Annotated in this window: 18 protein-coding genes; 6 read left to right on the forward strand and 12 right to left on the reverse strand. The window is 59.0% G+C overall.

The features are described 5' to 3' along the window. Positions 1–9: 9 nt before the first annotated feature. The 3 genes from EDC38_RS05960 to EDC38_RS05970 all read left to right on the forward strand — a co-directional run bounded on the left by EDC38_RS05960 (position 10) and on the right by EDC38_RS05970 (position 3,977). On the forward strand, positions 10–1,065 hold the full coding sequence (locus tag EDC38_RS05960) for a lysylphosphatidylglycerol synthase transmembrane domain-containing protein (protein WP_211331043.1): 1,056 nt from the start codon (positions 10–12) through the stop codon (positions 1,063–1,065). Continuing rightward, positions 1,065–3,296 (forward strand): glycosyltransferase, encoded by a 2,232-nt coding sequence (locus EDC38_RS05965; protein WP_123637715.1) that lies wholly within the window; start codon positions 1,065–1,067, stop codon positions 3,294–3,296. The genes EDC38_RS05960 and EDC38_RS05965 overlap by 1 nt, the downstream gene beginning before the upstream one ends. 159 nt (positions 3,297–3,455) lie before the next feature. After that, on the forward strand, positions 3,456–3,977 hold the full coding sequence (locus EDC38_RS05970) for a hypothetical protein (protein WP_123637716.1): 522 nt from the start codon (positions 3,456–3,458) through the stop codon (positions 3,975–3,977). On the opposite strand, the gene EDC38_RS05975 is transcribed toward EDC38_RS05970, so the two are convergent. From EDC38_RS05975 to EDC38_RS05985, 3 genes are all read right to left on the reverse strand, one after another. Next, positions 3,974–4,318 carry a hypothetical protein gene (locus EDC38_RS05975; RefSeq protein WP_246004349.1) on the reverse strand — a complete coding sequence of 115 codons (345 nt, stop codon included), beginning with the start codon at positions 4,316–4,318 and terminating at the stop codon, positions 3,974–3,976. The two genes, EDC38_RS05970 and EDC38_RS05975, sit on opposite strands and share 4 nt — an antisense overlap. A 44-nt stretch (positions 4,319–4,362) precedes the next feature. After that, entirely contained in the window at positions 4,363–5,310 is a 948-nt protein-coding gene (gene trhO / locus EDC38_RS05980; protein ID WP_123637717.1) for an oxygen-dependent tRNA uridine(34) hydroxylase TrhO, read from the reverse strand. Between the two features lie 107 nt (positions 5,311–5,417). Next, positions 5,418–5,735, reverse strand: coding sequence for a BolA/IbaG family iron-sulfur metabolism protein (locus tag EDC38_RS05985; protein WP_123637718.1), 318 nt, complete (start codon positions 5,733–5,735; stop codon positions 5,418–5,420). Between the two features lie 86 nt (positions 5,736–5,821). Between EDC38_RS05985 and EDC38_RS05990 the strand changes: the two genes are divergently transcribed. Next, entirely contained in the window at positions 5,822–6,022 is a 201-nt protein-coding gene (locus EDC38_RS05990; RefSeq protein WP_123637719.1) for a hypothetical protein, read from the forward strand. A 24-nt stretch (positions 6,023–6,046) separates the two neighbouring features. Here the strand turns inward: EDC38_RS05990 and EDC38_RS05995 are convergent, their stop codons facing one another. From EDC38_RS05995 to EDC38_RS06010, 4 genes are all read right to left on the reverse strand, one after another. Next, on the reverse strand, positions 6,047–6,586 hold the full coding sequence (locus tag EDC38_RS05995) for a hypothetical protein (RefSeq protein WP_123637720.1): 540 nt from the start codon (positions 6,584–6,586) through the stop codon (positions 6,047–6,049). Next, entirely contained in the window at positions 6,583–7,314 is a 732-nt protein-coding gene (locus tag EDC38_RS06000) for an OmpA family protein (RefSeq protein ID WP_123637721.1), read from the reverse strand. The genes EDC38_RS05995 and EDC38_RS06000 overlap by 4 nt, the downstream gene beginning before the upstream one ends. Further along, positions 7,262–8,581, reverse strand: a complete 1,320-nt coding sequence (locus tag EDC38_RS06005) for a hypothetical protein (protein WP_123637722.1) — start codon at positions 8,579–8,581, stop codon at positions 7,262–7,264. Before EDC38_RS06005 ends, EDC38_RS06000 begins: the two co-directional genes overlap by 53 nt. 103 nt (positions 8,582–8,684) lie before the next feature. After that, a complete protein-coding gene (locus tag EDC38_RS06010; RefSeq protein ID WP_123637723.1) occupies positions 8,685–9,056 on the reverse strand; it encodes a diacylglycerol kinase in 372 nt (123 codons plus the stop codon). Between the two features lie 162 nt (positions 9,057–9,218). Between EDC38_RS06010 and EDC38_RS06015 the strand changes: the two genes are divergently transcribed. Beyond that, positions 9,219–9,770 (forward strand): phosphatase PAP2 family protein, encoded by a 552-nt coding sequence (locus EDC38_RS06015; protein WP_123637724.1) that lies wholly within the window; start codon positions 9,219–9,221, stop codon positions 9,768–9,770. Further along, the gene (locus tag EDC38_RS06020; protein WP_123637725.1) at positions 9,767–10,840 is read left to right on the forward strand and encodes an MJ1255/VC2487 family glycosyltransferase; all 1,074 of its coding nucleotides are present in this window, start codon (positions 9,767–9,769) and stop codon (positions 10,838–10,840) included. The genes EDC38_RS06015 and EDC38_RS06020 overlap by 4 nt, the downstream gene beginning before the upstream one ends. A gap of 46 nt (positions 10,841–10,886) precedes the next feature. Here EDC38_RS06020 and arfB read toward each other — a convergent pair whose 3' ends face one another. The 5 genes from arfB to rpoE all read right to left on the reverse strand — a co-directional run bounded on the left by arfB (position 10,887) and on the right by rpoE (position 14,140). Beyond that, positions 10,887–11,297, reverse strand: coding sequence for an alternative ribosome rescue aminoacyl-tRNA hydrolase ArfB (arfB, locus tag EDC38_RS06025; RefSeq protein ID WP_123637726.1), 411 nt, complete (start codon positions 11,295–11,297; stop codon positions 10,887–10,889). Between the two features lie 30 nt (positions 11,298–11,327). Beyond that, positions 11,328–11,789: a SoxR reducing system RseC family protein gene (locus EDC38_RS06030; RefSeq protein ID WP_123637727.1), complete on the reverse strand. Its 462-nt coding sequence runs from the start codon at positions 11,787–11,789 to the stop codon at positions 11,328–11,330. Continuing rightward, positions 11,786–12,715 (reverse strand): MucB/RseB C-terminal domain-containing protein, encoded by a 930-nt coding sequence (locus EDC38_RS06035; RefSeq protein ID WP_246004424.1) that lies wholly within the window; start codon positions 12,713–12,715, stop codon positions 11,786–11,788. Before EDC38_RS06035 ends, EDC38_RS06030 begins: the two co-directional genes overlap by 4 nt. Before the next feature lie 9 nt (positions 12,716–12,724). Next, positions 12,725–13,411, reverse strand: coding sequence for a sigma-E factor negative regulatory protein (locus EDC38_RS06040; protein ID WP_123637729.1), 687 nt, complete (start codon positions 13,409–13,411; stop codon positions 12,725–12,727). Positions 13,412–13,549: 138 nt separating this feature from the next. Beyond that, positions 13,550–14,140 carry an RNA polymerase sigma factor RpoE gene (gene rpoE / locus EDC38_RS06045; protein ID WP_024460621.1) on the reverse strand — a complete coding sequence of 197 codons (591 nt, stop codon included), beginning with the start codon at positions 14,138–14,140 and terminating at the stop codon, positions 13,550–13,552. Between the last annotated feature and the right edge of the window lie 361 nt (positions 14,141–14,501).

Here is a 14,501-nt window from a genome sequence, read left to right on the forward strand (position 1 = left end):
TCATCGCCCGTGGCCGACTACGCGCCCACTTCCTGGCGACGGCTGGCACTGTTCGCCCTGCTTTTCGTGCTGCTGACCGCCGCCGGGCTCTACTCTGTCTGGGGTCAGTTTGCTGGGCGGGAACTGACCTTCGATACCCGTCTGCTGCAACCCTGGGTGCTGCTGTCGCTGCTGGGGCTACTGGCCGTCTATTACCTCAGTGATGCACTCCGCTTGGGGTACACCCTGCAGGCGCTGGGACACCGGGTCCCGCTACGGAGCCTGCTGTCACTCGTTTTCATCAACCTGTTTTTTTCCAATATCACTCCCATGGCTACCGGTGGCGGTTTTGCGCAAATCTGGTATCTGCGCCGCGAAGGCGTTCCTGTTGGTCACGCCACCGCCGCCACAACCTTACGCACCCTGCTGGCGGTGGCGTTTATTTTTACCCTGGCGCCCCTGTGCCTGCTGACCCTGGACGTATTCAGCGAAGGCACCCTTGGAAAAAACATAGGGTGGGCGCTGGCGGGCTTTGTGGTGTTGTACCTGGGGTTTTTTGCCTTGGTATTATTCCGCACCCGCTGGCTGATTGGCCTGGTGAGCGTTCTGTTGCAACAACTTCGCCACTGGCATGGACTCAGTGATCGCCGCCACCGCCGCTGGCAGTTCCACCTGCGCCGGGAGATGTTGCGATTCGCGCGCGCGTTTCGCGAGTATGGTTCCGGTAACCACTGGGCGGTGTTTGCCTCCATCCTGTTTACGGCACTCTTCCTGTTGAGCCTGTTCAGCTTTCCCGCGCTTCTACTGTGGGCTCTGGACTACTCGGTCAGCTACGTGAACATCCTGGGGTTGCTGCTGGTGACGACCTTTATTATGTATTTTTCGCCGACGCCGGGCGCCTCAGGTATTTCTGAGGGAGTGTTTGGCCACTTCTTTCGGTCCTTGATTGGTGGCCCCCACTTATTGCTGGTGACCCTTGCCTGGCGAGCACTGACCATCTACCTGGGTATGGCCATCGGGCTGGTGCTGTTCAAGCGAACCCTGGCAAACGATCTTTTACGCGACGCCCAACGGAATAAACGGTAATGAAAGCGCCACGCCTGATTAAATGGCTGTTCTATCTGAATTTGACGATCGTCGCCTTCCTGATCGGCTACAAGCTCTACCTCAACTTGGACCGCCCCGAGTACAACAGCCTGCACACGGAACAGCTACGCCTACTCAAAGATAACCTCGAATCCCGGGATGACTACCAGTTCGCGGTGGTAGGGAACATCAACAACTCGGTGGGCGTGTTTGAAAAGCGCATAATTCCCACGCTGAACCAGTCCGGCGTGAATTTTATGGTCTCCGCCGGTAATGCCGTCAGTGGCGGCGGTGAAGACAAATACCGTGCGCTCCACGGCACCCTGAGCCACCTGGACATTCCCTACCTGCTGACGTTCGGTGAGCAGGAGCACGAGGACTTCGGCAGCTTCCGGTTTTACGAGCAGTTCGGTCCCTATTTCTACAACTTCAAACTGGGAAACAGTCAGTTCATTTTTCTGGACAGCACCGGAAAAACCCCTTGGCGCTGGCAGATCGAATGGCTCAAGGGGTTGCTGGGCGACCCCCGGTCAGGCCCGGTGTTCCTCTTCCTTGGACATCCCCTCTATCCGGTCGAGCATGAGCTGCTGTTCGAGCGGGAAGACCAATACTTACAAGACCCCACATTCAAGGATGCACTGCTTGGTCTCATTCACCAGCACGATGTCACGGCGGTGTTTTCGGCCAACCTGCCGCTCTATTCCACACAAACCCATCAGGACACTCACTTCATTACCACGGGCGGTGGCGGCGGCCTGGTACTGAACGATGACGTCAGCTTTTATCACTACGTCAAGGTCGCCGTGTCGGGTCGCGATGTGGAAATCACGATGGAGCGCCTTGACGTGGGCCAGCACCCGTTGCTCTCCACGCTGGAGAGCTTATGGTTTTTCATCTACTCTCTGTTCTATGTCGGGTACGTCAACTTCATCCTCCTGGTCAGCGCTTTCACGGTAATCGCCATCAAGCTCTACCAGCGTATCGTGGTCGGGCAGGACTACTACCCGGACTTTGATCTGGACCCCACCCCTTGGCAGAGCGCCCCCCTGCGGGTGGCCATGTTCACCAACAACTATCTACCGTTTATTGGCGGGGTGCCGCTGTCGATTGAACGGCTGCGCTCTGGGCTGATTGCCCTGGGAAATTCCGTACTGGTGGTGGCACCACGGTATCGACGTCGGGACCCTGAGGAATCCGGTGTGGTTCGCGCCCACTCGCTGCTGACACTCGGTGTTCGGGGCGAGTTCAGGCTCCCCAATATTTTCCTGAAACGGATTCGCCGTGCGGTGCAGGACTTCAAGCCGGACCTCATCCATGTCCATCATCCGATATGGATGGGCTCTCTCGGGCTGTGGCTGGCCCGACGTCTGGACATACCTTCGGTCTACACCTACCACACGCGGCTCGAGCACTACGCCCACTTCGTACCGCTCCCCGGTGCGCTGTTCCGCAACCTGATCTCCCACGGATTGATCAAGCGCTTTGCCAATCGATGCAGCGGGGTCATCGTACCCACCAACTCTGCCGAGGATTACCTGCGTATGATCGGGGTGAAAACCCCCATCTTTGTACAGCCCACCGGCATTGACTATGACCGCTTTCAGACGGTGGACCATGCGGCCTTGGCGCGACTTCGCCAGCAATACACTCTGGAAGGAAAGCGGGTTCTGATCAGCGTGTCCCGATTGTCGACGGAAAAGAACATCGATTTTCTGCTGGATGCAATGGCTCGGCTCAAAGACCAGACCAAAACGCCCTTTCATTTATTGATGATCGGCGACGGGCATGAACGCCACCGCCTGCAACAGCGAATCGAACAGGAGGCACTGGCCGACCATATCACGCTGGTGGGCGCGATCGCCCCGGAGGACATGGCCACTTACTACCGCCTTGGCGACCTCTTTGTCTTTGCTTCAAAATCGGAAACCCAGGGAATGGTCATCCTGGAGGCCATGGCCGCGTCCCTGCCCGTTGTCGCAGTGCGCTCCAGCGGCGTTGATGATGTGGTCCGGGAAGATGAAAACGGCTATAAAACGCCCGATAATCTGGAGGTCTGGTGCCAGCGGGCCCGCCAGTTGATCGAGGACGACACGCACCGTGATCTTCTTTCCCGGCAGGCACAATCGTTTGCACAGCAGTACTCCACCGACGCGTTTGCGCGTAACGTGAAAGGGATTTACAGTTGGCTGATGGCCGCCCACCATCAACATAAAAATCATTCAGAGTGGTAGAACCACTTTCTTTACAGCAAAAACTTATAAGTTTCCGTTATCTAGACTGATTTCTAATAACAAAGGTGGGTTGAGTGGCCTACCGTTGACGGTGTCGCCAAAATGACATATACAAGGCACTACGCTGTACAAAATTCATAACAAACCACTGGCGCGACTATGAAAAAACTATTTATTCTACTCAGTCTTCTGGTGTGCCTACCCAGCCAAGCCTGCGATGAAACCTGCAAGCGCGAGGCGGCCATGGAAGAGCACGGTGTCAAATTCCCCAGCTACCTCACGGCGTCCTACTGTCAAGACACCAGCGTCGCATTTCTTTTGCGCGCGCGGGAGAGCCTGCAAAGCTATCGGGATGAGAAGCTGACCTCCGGCCATAAAGGAGGGATGCGCAACATCAGCAACTTCCTGAAGCAGCGCAAGCAATGGCTTGAAGAGTGTGATCAATATCTGGCCCTGACCGGTCAGGGACGGGTATTCCGCGATGAGGCCACCACCCAGAATATTCTGACGGCCATCGATTCAACCACCGCGGAACTCGACCGTCTGGTCGCCAGCGGCGGCGGTGTTCACGCGCCCGCCAGTCAGGCGGAAATGGCGGGTGTGCGGATGGATCAGTTGTTTATGGTAGTCGACAACCACCGGACCGATCTGCAACTGCGTGGTCAACTGGTAATCCGCTAGTCCCTTTTTTTGAGCGACAGCTTGGGCCGCGCGGGGCGGTCCTTGCGCTGCTCAGCAAACTGCTTGGCACTTTCTTCCGCCCGACGGGCGCGACTGTTCACGACCGTAGAGCGCTTCTGGGAGCCAGCATCCGAGCCGTTGGCGGCCGCAGCCAGCGCCTCCATACCCGAGCGTAGCAGCCGTGCCTGATCGGCAAAGCTCAACCCTTTCGGATAGTTTGCCGGCGCGACCCCGGTGGGGTTGCGTACATCCCCCTCCACTTCCAGACTGAAACCGCTCGGGTGCTCCGCCCGGCCTCGGGCCAGATCCAGGGTCCATGTTTGGTAATCCAGGGATTCCATGGGTCAATCTCCGTTGGGGGAAGTGGCAGCGGCGCCCTTCCAGATCACGATTGGGTGGTGGCCCGACACTGGCGCGCCGGCGGAGCGGCACCAATATGGGCCTCGTTGCGCTGACGCGCCAGTTCAATCTGTTTCTGCCGCTCAGCGAAACGGGCCTTCTGGTCGTCCGTCAATTGGTGGTAACAGCGCGGACAACTGACGCCTTTCATATACTCTGGCGCCTGCTTGTCTTCTTCCGTGATCGGGTGACGACAGCCATGGCACTGATCATAGGTGCCGGGCTCAAGGCGGTGATTGACCGCGACGCGGTTATCAAACACAAAACACTCACCCCGCCAAAGGCTCTCTTCCTCGGGGACTTCCTCCAGGTATTTGAGAATGCCGCCTTGAAGGTGGTACACCTCATCAAAGCCCTGCGCTTTCATATATGCCGTGGCCTTCTCGCACCGAATGCCGCCCGTGCAGAACATGGCCACTTTCTTGTAGCGCGAAGGATCGAGGTTATCCTGCACGTACTGGGGGAATTCGCGGAATGTCTCGGTCTGCGGGTCAAGCGCCCGCTCAAAACTCCCGATCGCATACTCATAATGGTTGCGGGTATCGATAACGAGCACTTCGGGGTCAGATATCAGTGCATTCCAGTCGCTCGGCGGCACGTAAGTGCCCACGCTCTGGCGAGGATCAATACCCTCCACGCCCATGGTCACGATTTCCTTCTTGAGCTTGACCTTCATGCGATAAAACGGCTGTTCATCGCTTGGAGACTCCTTGTGCTCCAGATCCGCCAGTCGCGGGTCCGAGCGCAGGTAGTCAAGCAAGCCATCAATGCCCTCACGGGAGCCGGCAACCGTGCCGTTGATGCCTTCATGGGCCAGCAGCAGCGTGCCTTTCAGACCCAACGCCACGCAGCGCTCCCGCAGGGGATCACTGATCTCCTGGAAGTCCGGCAGAGAGGCAAATTTATACAGGGCGGCAACAACAAAAGCACTCATGGGAAGACAATAAACCTCGGGGAACTGACAGAAAGCGCGCATTATAAACGCTTAAATTTTGAACAACCAGCTTCAACCGGTGAATTGACGGGTCAATTCACCGGATTTCAGGACTTGGCGCCACCGCCCAGGCAGGGGGGCGAGCCCGGGACCTGATTCGCGTCGCGCCACTCCTCTGGGCTGTAGGTGTGCAGCGCCAGGGCATGGACCGGACCTCGTAGCTGCTCGGCGAGCGCTCCATAAACCGCCTGATGACGCTGCACTTGCCGCTTGCCAACAAAGGCCTCTGAGGCCAGAACGACCTTGAAATGACTCTCCGAGCCGGGGGGCACATTATGCTGGTGGCTTTCATTGAGCACCTCCAGATGGAGGGGCTCGAAGGCCTCTGTCAAAGCACGGTGAATAGACGTTTCTACCGGTTTCATACTCTACTCCACAAAATTTGTCGGCATTTTACCGATTGCCGACTACACTGTGTTAATTCAACTCTCAAAAAAAACGATTGACCGCCATGCACCGCCCAGACTCGATTTTCATCAACCGCCGTCGCGGACTGGACCGCCGCCGGGAACCAGATCCCTGTGCCGACATGCCCATGGACCTGTATCATCGCAAGCGCCGCAAATCACTGGATCGGCGCACCCCGGGCCGTTCGCTGGAACAGGACTACTACGCCTACTTCAGCGAGGGCGGCCTCTACTCCCACCATTGAAGCTCCATCGGCGCTGAGCCTGCTTCAGGCGACGACATCCAGCGCTCGCAACACCTCGGACGTGATGGGATAGACCGGGTAGTCACGGAAAAAATCCGCCAGATCAAAGGCCTCCAACACCCGTTCGCTGTAGTCCCGATGCCGGGCTCGCGCGGCGTCAAAGCCGCGAAACTGCAGTTGCTGCAAGCACTCCGGACACACCCGCCAAGGCCAGGGGTCCGGCTCCGGTAACCGGGTGGCCACCGACAAGCGCAGATCCGGTTGCTGCCGGCGCAACTGTTGCAGCGTCCGGCAGTACGCCAGGTGGTACCCCGGCGCCGCCCAACTCTGTCCCGGCGCCTGACCCCATACCAGAACCCGGCTGTTTTTATATGCCAGCGTATAATCGTGCAGGCACCGTAAGGCCGACCATCCCAGCGTCAGGCCCGTGAGGAGCTCTTCCCGTTCCCGGGCGGTGAGGTGCAGTTGAGGATCAAAAAACTCGAACGCCCCCAATTGCTCCGCCCCGAGAGAGGCCCGCAAGCGGTTGAACGGCTCGAACTCCAGAAAGTCCGGCAGCTTCACGAGCGCTCCTCGCTGAGCAACCCTTCAATACGGGATTCCGCATCGGTACGCAGCCGGAACTCAACCCGACGGGAGCGGATCTCGTCCTCCTGGCCGTTTCGGGTCACCACCTTGGAGGAGGACAGTCCATTGGCGGTCAAGTGCGCCTTGATCCAGGCTCGCTCCGACTCCACGTCCGGCAGGCTTAGCAGGTAAGCCAGGGTAGTGCGGGTTCGAGCCTGGGACAGCGCCATGTTGCGAATATAAGCCTCCCGCTCCGGCAGATTGCCCCAGTCGCTGGAGGTGTGGCCTTCAATCCGCACCTCGAGAATGTCGTCCCGGTATTTGGGGGAGGTGATGATCGCCAGGTAGCGCGGGAAGAAATCGGACAATATCGCCTCAAATGCGGGACGCAGGGTGTCTTCCCCCTGGGGAAAGAGTACTTCGGTGTCGTAAAAGCGCAGGCTGAGATCCCGATTGAGTTCGGCTCCCCAGCGCGGCAGGTCGTCTCCAAACTCCTCCTGAAGATCGTCGTACAGCTGGGTTTTCAGACGATCGTAGAGCACCGCCACATCGCGAATTTTACGGCTTTCGATCTCGAGCTGAACCATGTAGACCACGGCAATCAAAAGGAACACCATCATCAGGCCCCCCATCAGATCACTGACGGAGACCCAGTGCTCCTCGTGCTCTACATCATGGTTGGGCCGGGGTGCGAGCGGATTTTGATGATTGGGACGCTGAGTCATGAGTGGTATCGGGGCCATTGGAATCAGTAATCGCGCCGCTGGCCTGAACCAGTGCGCGCAACTTGTCGGTCAGCGGTGAATAGTCGTTGACGAACTTCTCGGACAGTGACGTCAATTGATAGCCAAAGGTGGTCAGCGCTTTGGTCAGCTCACGCTCCAGCGCGTTATCAAGCGCCTCCAACTGACTGCCGGTACGGTCCACCAGGGCTTCCACCTGTTGGTGCAGACCGCTCTGGGACTGAGTCAGACTGTCGGCCAGGTTCCTATGCACTTCCGCCGACGTGTCCCTCAGTGCCCGGGAGGCTTCATCCAGCACCTGACTCAGCTGCTGTTGGTTCCGGGTCACGCTGTCCGCCAGCTGATCCGTGAGTGCATCCACCCTTCCCTCCAGAGAGGGTAGACCGGCCGCCGCTTTTTCGGCCACCGTCGACAGCTGGGACAGATACTGATCCAGCCCCTGAGCCTGCGCTTGCAGCGCTTCCATCAGCCCACCAAGAGACTCGGACACCTGGTTGAACACCTCGGAGTGGGTGACTACTTTCTCATACGCCCGGCTGGCCTTGTCGAGCAACTCGCCATTGGACTTCTGAGTCACCAGAAGCTCCTGCAGTTCGGTTTTGTAGTTCTGCTGCCAGAGCAGCATATTGCCGACCGCTTCATTGAGCTTCTTGAAGTTTTCGCCGTACTGGACGTCGATCTGGGCATTGAAGTCGGTAAGCACGGTCTCCAACGCGCGAATCAGCGCCTGGGTGTTGGCCTCGGTCATATCAGCCTGATACTGCTCCAGAGACTGCTTCAGCCCCCGGATTTCGTCCTGCTGTTGCTGGCGCAAGCCCTGCACAGCAGCGTTCAGACCACCGGCATCGGGATCGGACAGGGATTGGTGAATATCGGATAGCAGATTGGCCAGATCATCGACCGTGGCCGCCTCGTAGCTGGACTGGCGCCGATGCTGGCGCAGCGTCGTGGCCAAGTGACGGAACTTGACCAGCAAGGCGCCCAACAGGCCGGCAATGGAGGTCCAGAAGGCGGTCTGAAGCCCCTCGATCAATCCCGGCACGCTGGACTGAATATCCGTCGTATCAAACTCCAGCAGACCCAACGCCACCCCGATAAAGGTACCGAAAATACCCGTACTGGTGAGAATGGTCGGAGCGTGTACCGCACTTTGAGAGGAGTAGCCCGGCCCGATGAAATAGACCGTCATCAGCACGATCAATGCCATCAAAACCAGTGACAGGGTGGAGAATTCGAGCAAGAAGTCCATAGAGGCCTGAGTCTGTGTGCCGTCTCGGCGTTAACGTCGGTCACGAGTGTAGCCTATTCGCCCCCCGGTCGACCACTGCCGAACTCTCTCGCTCCAGTTCCTCTCAGAGAAACCGGGCCACTCCCACGCTGAGCCAGATGATGGCCAGCAGGATCAGACTGACCAGCACCAGAGCCGAGCCCATATCCTTGGCGCGGCCCGCAAGCACATGCATTTCATCTCCCGTGCGATCAATCGCCGCCTCAATCGCCGAGTTCGCCAGCTCCGCCATGATGACCCAGAACACACTGGCCACCAGCAACAACCGCTCCATGAGCGTCGTCCCCAACCAGAGCGAGGCCGGCAGCAGGATAACCGCCAATAGGACCTCCTGGCGGAACGCCGCCTCGAAGCGCCAGGCTGCGGCGAAGCCGTGCATGGAGTACCCGAAGGCATCAACAATCCGGCGTAAACCGGTTTTTCCGGGTTTGGGCATAAGGGGGTAATACTCCTGGATAATCGGTAATGCCGGGTACGTTAACGGATTGTTGCGGCGATGGAAATCCCGCCCGTTCACTGTCATGGAAGATTCACAATGGAGTGCTATCAATACGCTGTCGGCGGCTGAAGTCCCAAGACCCAACCAAGGCGGTGACCTATGAACAGTCTCTTTGAACGCGTACATCGGCTGGATACTCTCGCTTTTCTGTGGCTACACGTCACCAAGCGCTTCCCCTACCGTAAATCGGTTCGCTGGATTTCGAGAACCGGGGACGGCCATCTGTATATTCTGGGCTCCCTGGCACTGGCGCTGCTCGAGCCGGAGCACGGCCAGGCTTTTCTTCTGGCGGGCATACTGGCCTACGCACTGGATATCAGTCTCTACCTGTGGCTTAAAAACGCCATCAAGCGAGACCGGCCCGCCATGAAAATTGATTTCTACGAGGCCTGGATCACCCCCTCGGACCAGTTCAGCTTCCCGTCCGGACACACCGCCGCCGCCTTTCTGTTTGCCGCACTGGTCACCAGCTTTTACCCAACCTTTGCCCTGCCCTGCTATCTGTGGGCCAGCATGATTGGCGCCAGCCGGGTGTTGCTGGGTGTGCACTATCCCAGTGATATCGCCGCAGGGGCGTTGCTAGGGTCCGGAGCGGCAATGACCGGGCTTTATGCTTCCTCGATAATCTGGCCAACCACAGGCGCTTTATGAAGATACTGTACGGTGTTCAAGGCACGGGCAATGGCCACACCACCCGCGCGCGAATCATGGCGAAAGCACTCAAGGAGGAGGGAGTCGAGGTAGACTGGGTCTTTTCCGGGCGGGCGCCCGAAGACTATTTCGACATGGACACTTTCGGCTCGTACCGATGCTTTCGCGGTCTGACCTTTGTCACGGAGCACGGGCGGGTAAACTATCCTCGCACCATACTCAGCAGCCACCTGCGCACCCTGTACCGGGATATCCGCGCTCTGGATGTCAGCGGCTACGACCTGCTGATCAATGATTTTGAACCGGTAACCGCGTGGGCAGCGCGTCGAGCCGGGCTGCCCAGCATCGGCATTTCCCACCAGTGTGCGTTCATGCACCAGATTCCGAAACGGGGCGAAAACCTGTTTGTACGCGCCTTCATGCGGCAGTTCGCGCCGGTTGAGCACGCTATCGGCCTGCACTGGCACCACTTCAACCAGCCGATTCTGCCACCGCTGATTGAGCCCTCGCAGTATCCCAATGAGTGCCATGCCAATGAGTATCTGGTGTATCTGCCCTTCGCCCAACCCGAGGACATAGTGCCCCAACTGCGCGCGTTTCCGGACACCCGCTTCTACGTCTACCAGCCGGTGCCGAAACCCATTGATGAGGGCCACATCCAGATCCGGCCCTTTTCCAGGGAAGGCTTTCAGGCCGATCTGCACCGGGTTGAAGGAGTCATTTGCAGTGCGGGGTTCGAGTTGCCCAGCGAGGCCATTCAGTTGGGCAAGAAGCTGCTGGTGCAGCCCGTGGTCGGTCAGATGGAGCAACAGTCGAATGCGTTCGCCTTGAGCCAGCTCGGCTATGGTGCCGTAGCTCAGGTATTGACCGAAAAAGCCATCGGCGACTGGCTGGCCATGCCGCGCGCCCGACCCGTGGATTACCCCAATGTTGCCCAGGCGCTGGCGCGTTGGCTGCTCAATGATCGGAAACCGGCGTTTGGGCAACTGCGGGACGAACTCTGGCGACAGGTGCCGGAACCGGAAGCCAGGGTCAACCTTGAACGCACGTCCGCCACCGCCCAATCCTGAACAGGGTGTGGGCGTCGGTACCGGCTCAACGGTCAGAGGTTAAACGTCAGAGGTCGACTTTGCCGCGATTGCGTTTGATCGCGCCGCGCTGGGTCTTTCGATCCATGCGTTTTTGCCGTGCGGCCTTGGAGGGGCGAGTGGGCCGCCTGGGCTTGGGTCGGTGGCTGGCTTTGGCAATCAGCTCCGCCAATCGCTCCAACGCATCGGCCCGGTTTTTCTCCCAGGTTCTGAAGCGCTGGGCTTTGAGCACCAGAACACCGTCCGTAGTGATTCGCTGGTCGCGCATCTGGAGCAGACGCTCCTTGACCGCTTCGGGCAGCGAAGACGCCTGAACATCAAAACGCAGGTGCACCGCGCTGTTAACCTTGTTGACATTCTGACCGCCCGCGCCCTGGGCGCGAATGGCCGTCAATTCGACTTCGTGCTCCGGAATTATCAGGGAAGGGGCAGCAGGCAAAACGCGATCTCACTCTTGCAGGGACAGGGTTCAGGAGGGAATCAGGGTGACCGGTTGCCGATCGTCGAGCAAAACCGGCTGCAGGCGGCGATCGTAGCGGGTCTGATGGGCACGCCAGCGGACCAATGCGCCACCGGCCAGCAGGCCGACCAGGGCGCCAATGGCGCTCAGACCATCGCTTGCCCAGAGCTGCTGGGCCACGCCGGCACCGGCCAACATACCAAACAGCGGTGTGAGGTACACAAACAGGGAGCCGTTGACCACAACACTCTCGGGCACCCCAATCTGGATTTCCTGATCAATGCGGTAATCCGCCGGATCCCGTCCCTCCAAAAGCACCCACAGGTAACTGGTATGCCCCATGAGCCGCGCCATCAGGCTCTGGCCACACCCTTTTTCCGCCGCACAGCTACCACAGGTGGAGCGCTGGATGGTTTCCACCCAGAGCCCATCGGTTTCAATGGCGACAATGCGGCCGGTTTCGGAAATCATGGTGTTACCTCACGGGTCCCGGACAAAGGGGTTATGCCTTGGGCCAGTTGCTCAGCGACGGCGCCGGGGATTTCGCCCACCACGGTCACGCGGTACTGCTGATTGTCCGTTGCCAGCTGCCCCATAAATGCTGACGTGGCCCCTCGGTGGGCACGCCCGGCAATCTCCGGGGAGTTGGCCACCGGCTGCAGGAACACCGAAAAACTGGCCAGACCGTCGGTATACATTAACATATCAATGCCATTCGGAAGACGCTTTTCCCCGGAATAGGCAAACCCCGGGGGCAGCCAGTTCAGGCTCCATCGGGTCGGCTGACCCGCCTCGGCATCCAGGCAGTCGCTGCGATCTTCGGGCCACTGTCCGGCCTCTTCCCGCAGGGAGTCAACATCGGGGTTGATATCCAGGTCCACAAATTGGAAGCGCTCCAGCAGCCGCTGCTGTTCATCGACCAAGAGCGCTTTGAGCAGCAGCCCGGTGTCCCGGTCCACCCCCAGCAGATAACCATAGCGAAGCTGATCCCTGGGGCGTACCTCAAGGGTATAGGTCTCTCGGCCGGCGACCCGGTCGGAACCTCGGACAGTCAACTGGTAATAGCGGTCAAGGCGGGCGACCGCTTCGGGGGACACATCGGCGTTGAGCAGGCGAAAACCGGTGGTCTGACATCCGGCCATGCCATTCAGTTGTTGGGTGGTAGCCGCTGGACCATTCAGATACTCGAGTCGCCCTACGACCCGCTCACCATCTGACCAGCGGTAGACCCGGAAGCTTTCCATGGCATTGCGATGCTCATAGGTGAAAGAGCCCCGGTAATTCAGGTTCTGCCCGGCACGAGCCATACTCTGAAGCAGGCTCAGTGGATCTGGACTGTCTGCCTGAGCCACCCAGCCTGCTGATAGCAACAACAGGCTTGCCAGCAGTCGCCCCATCACGGCGCCTTACTCCTCGTCTTGATTGGTCACTCGAGCAAAAGGCAGGACACCCTGATTGCTGTTGCGCGCCGCGTGATCACTGTGCGCCTGCATCAACTGGTTCAGGTAGGCGCGGATTTCCTCGGCGGGGATTTGACCGGATTCGGCGCGCACCGGCACAAAAATGACTTCTCTGGACGGGCGCTGTACCGGGTCGTAGCCGCTTTCCGCGCTGGCAGTGCGGGCCATGGGCAGGGAGGGTGCCTGGTAACCCGCCGGCAGAGACACCGGCTCGGAACGGCCGATATCGCTTTCGGCGCTGCTGCTCTCGGCAGGCAACGTGCCGGCAATCGTGTTGTCGGCTTCCATACCCGGGTACTGTTGGACCCCGATCAATACTGCCCCGGCCACCGAGGCGGCCACCGCGACCTGTCCGACGCGCTGCCACCAATGACGGTGTCCGGCCGCCGGCGCCGCCTCGTCGGCCAGCGCTTCACTGATCCGGTCCGCAAAGCCCGACGGCGCCATGACGTCCAACTCACGTCGCATCACTGAGCCCGCCAACTGGTAACGGGACCAGCGTGCGTTCAACTCCGAATCCGCTGAGTCGTCAGCGCCGGCCTTCAGTAGACGACGTACTTCCAGCGGAGACGCCTCACCGTCGACCAGTGCCGACAGTGACTCATTCAGGGAGTGATTGCTCTGTTCAGTCATCGCGCATGTACCTTCATCAAGCGATATCAAATTGTGGCTGAAGCACTGCTGAATGCTTCCAGCCCCAGGCCTTCATTGGGTGAGACTGGGCTCTCCCCCAAAGGTTCAGCCGAAAACCAAAAAAATCTTAACAAACATTTACGACTCTGCCACCAGCGGTTCGATGCACCGATCGATGGCTTCGCGAGCCCGGAATATCCGGGATCTCACGGTACCAACCGGACAATCCATGATATGAGCGATGTCCTCATAGCTCAGCCCCTCCATCTCCCGCAGTGTCACCGCGGTGCGCAAATCTTCCGGCAGGTCCCGTATGGCCTTGTCCACCACGGCTTGGAGCTCATCGCGCATCAGGCTGCGCTCCGGGCTCTCGATATCCTTCAGTGCCTCGCTGCCGGTATAAAATTCGGCATCGTCCACTTCCACATCGCTGGCCGGGGGGCGCCGATTGCGCGCCACCAGGTGGTTCTTCGCGGTGTTGATCGCAATCCGGTACAGCCAGGTGTAAAAGGCGCTGTCGCCCCGGAACTTGGCCAGAGCCCGATAGGCCTTGATGAACGCTTCCTGCGCCACATCCTGCACTTCTGCCTGATCGCGGATATAGCGCCCGATAATGGCATAAATTTTGTGCTGGTACTTGATGACCAACAGATCGAAGGCGCGCTTATCGCCCTTCTGTACTCGCTCGACCAGTTGTTGATCGGTGTCCTGCGCGGCGTGCGCTGTCATCCCATAACCCCCAAGCGACCCGGAGCCCACAATCGGGCTCCAGTGTCATTCATCTGTTGTTGTTTGCCACTTCTGTGGTTTGCCTCTGTCCGCCCGCAATGGCGAGCACGCCTCGTTGCTAAGGCAAGTGACCACCCGGTCATTACCTGTGGCACTGACCAAAGGTCCGACAAAAAGTTCATAAGTGCTGCGTCTCATATTACCCAATGATCTCTAAGACACTGGCCACGAGCCTTGCTATTATACGGGTTTATACCATCTACCTCTAACGTTACGGACGGCCCAGGCCGCATCCGTACCGCAGAAAGATGATCCCGGAGCGCGCCCGACGACGTAAACGGCCCTACCGGGCATCGCCCCA

Origin of the sequence: Marinimicrobium koreense (assembly GCF_003762925.1) — a bacterium.
Taxonomy (GTDB): Bacteria; Pseudomonadota; Gammaproteobacteria; order Pseudomonadales; family Cellvibrionaceae; genus Marinimicrobium; species Marinimicrobium koreense.

Coding starts and splice junctions, on each gene's coding strand:
- EDC38_RS05965 (WP_123637715.1), top strand. CDS start 1,065: ATGAAAGCGCCACGCCTGATTAAATGGCTGTTCTATCTGAATTTGACG.
- EDC38_RS05970 (WP_123637716.1), top strand. CDS start 3,456: ATGAAAAAACTATTTATTCTACTCAGTCTTCTGGTGTGCCTACCCAGC.
- EDC38_RS05975 (WP_246004349.1), bottom strand. CDS start 4,318: ATGGAATCCCTGGATTACCAAACATGGACCCTGGATCTGGCCCGAGGC.
- trhO (WP_123637717.1), bottom strand. CDS start 5,310: ATGAGTGCTTTTGTTGTTGCCGCCCTGTATAAATTTGCCTCTCTGCCG.
- EDC38_RS05985 (WP_123637718.1), bottom strand. CDS start 5,735: ATGAAACCGGTAGAAACGTCTATTCACCGTGCTTTGACAGAGGCCTTC.
- EDC38_RS05990 (WP_123637719.1), top strand. CDS start 5,822: ATGCACCGCCCAGACTCGATTTTCATCAACCGCCGTCGCGGACTGGAC.
- EDC38_RS06000 (WP_123637721.1), bottom strand. CDS start 7,314: ATGACTCAGCGTCCCAATCATCAAAATCCGCTCGCACCCCGGCCCAAC.
- EDC38_RS06005 (WP_123637722.1), bottom strand. CDS start 8,581: ATGGACTTCTTGCTCGAATTCTCCACCCTGTCACTGGTTTTGATGGCA.
- EDC38_RS06010 (WP_123637723.1), bottom strand. CDS start 9,056: ATGCCCAAACCCGGAAAAACCGGTTTACGCCGGATTGTTGATGCCTTC.
- EDC38_RS06015 (WP_123637724.1), top strand. CDS start 9,219: ATGAACAGTCTCTTTGAACGCGTACATCGGCTGGATACTCTCGCTTTT.
- EDC38_RS06020 (WP_123637725.1), top strand. CDS start 9,767: ATGAAGATACTGTACGGTGTTCAAGGCACGGGCAATGGCCACACCACC.
- EDC38_RS06030 (WP_123637727.1), bottom strand. CDS start 11,789: ATGATTTCCGAAACCGGCCGCATTGTCGCCATTGAAACCGATGGGCTC.
- EDC38_RS06035 (WP_246004424.1), bottom strand. CDS start 12,715: ATGGGGCGACTGCTGGCAAGCCTGTTGTTGCTATCAGCAGGCTGGGTG.
- EDC38_RS06040 (WP_123637729.1), bottom strand. CDS start 13,411: ATGACTGAACAGAGCAATCACTCCCTGAATGAGTCACTGTCGGCACTG.
- rpoE (WP_024460621.1), bottom strand. CDS start 14,140: ATGACAGCGCACGCCGCGCAGGACACCGATCAACAACTGGTCGAGCGA.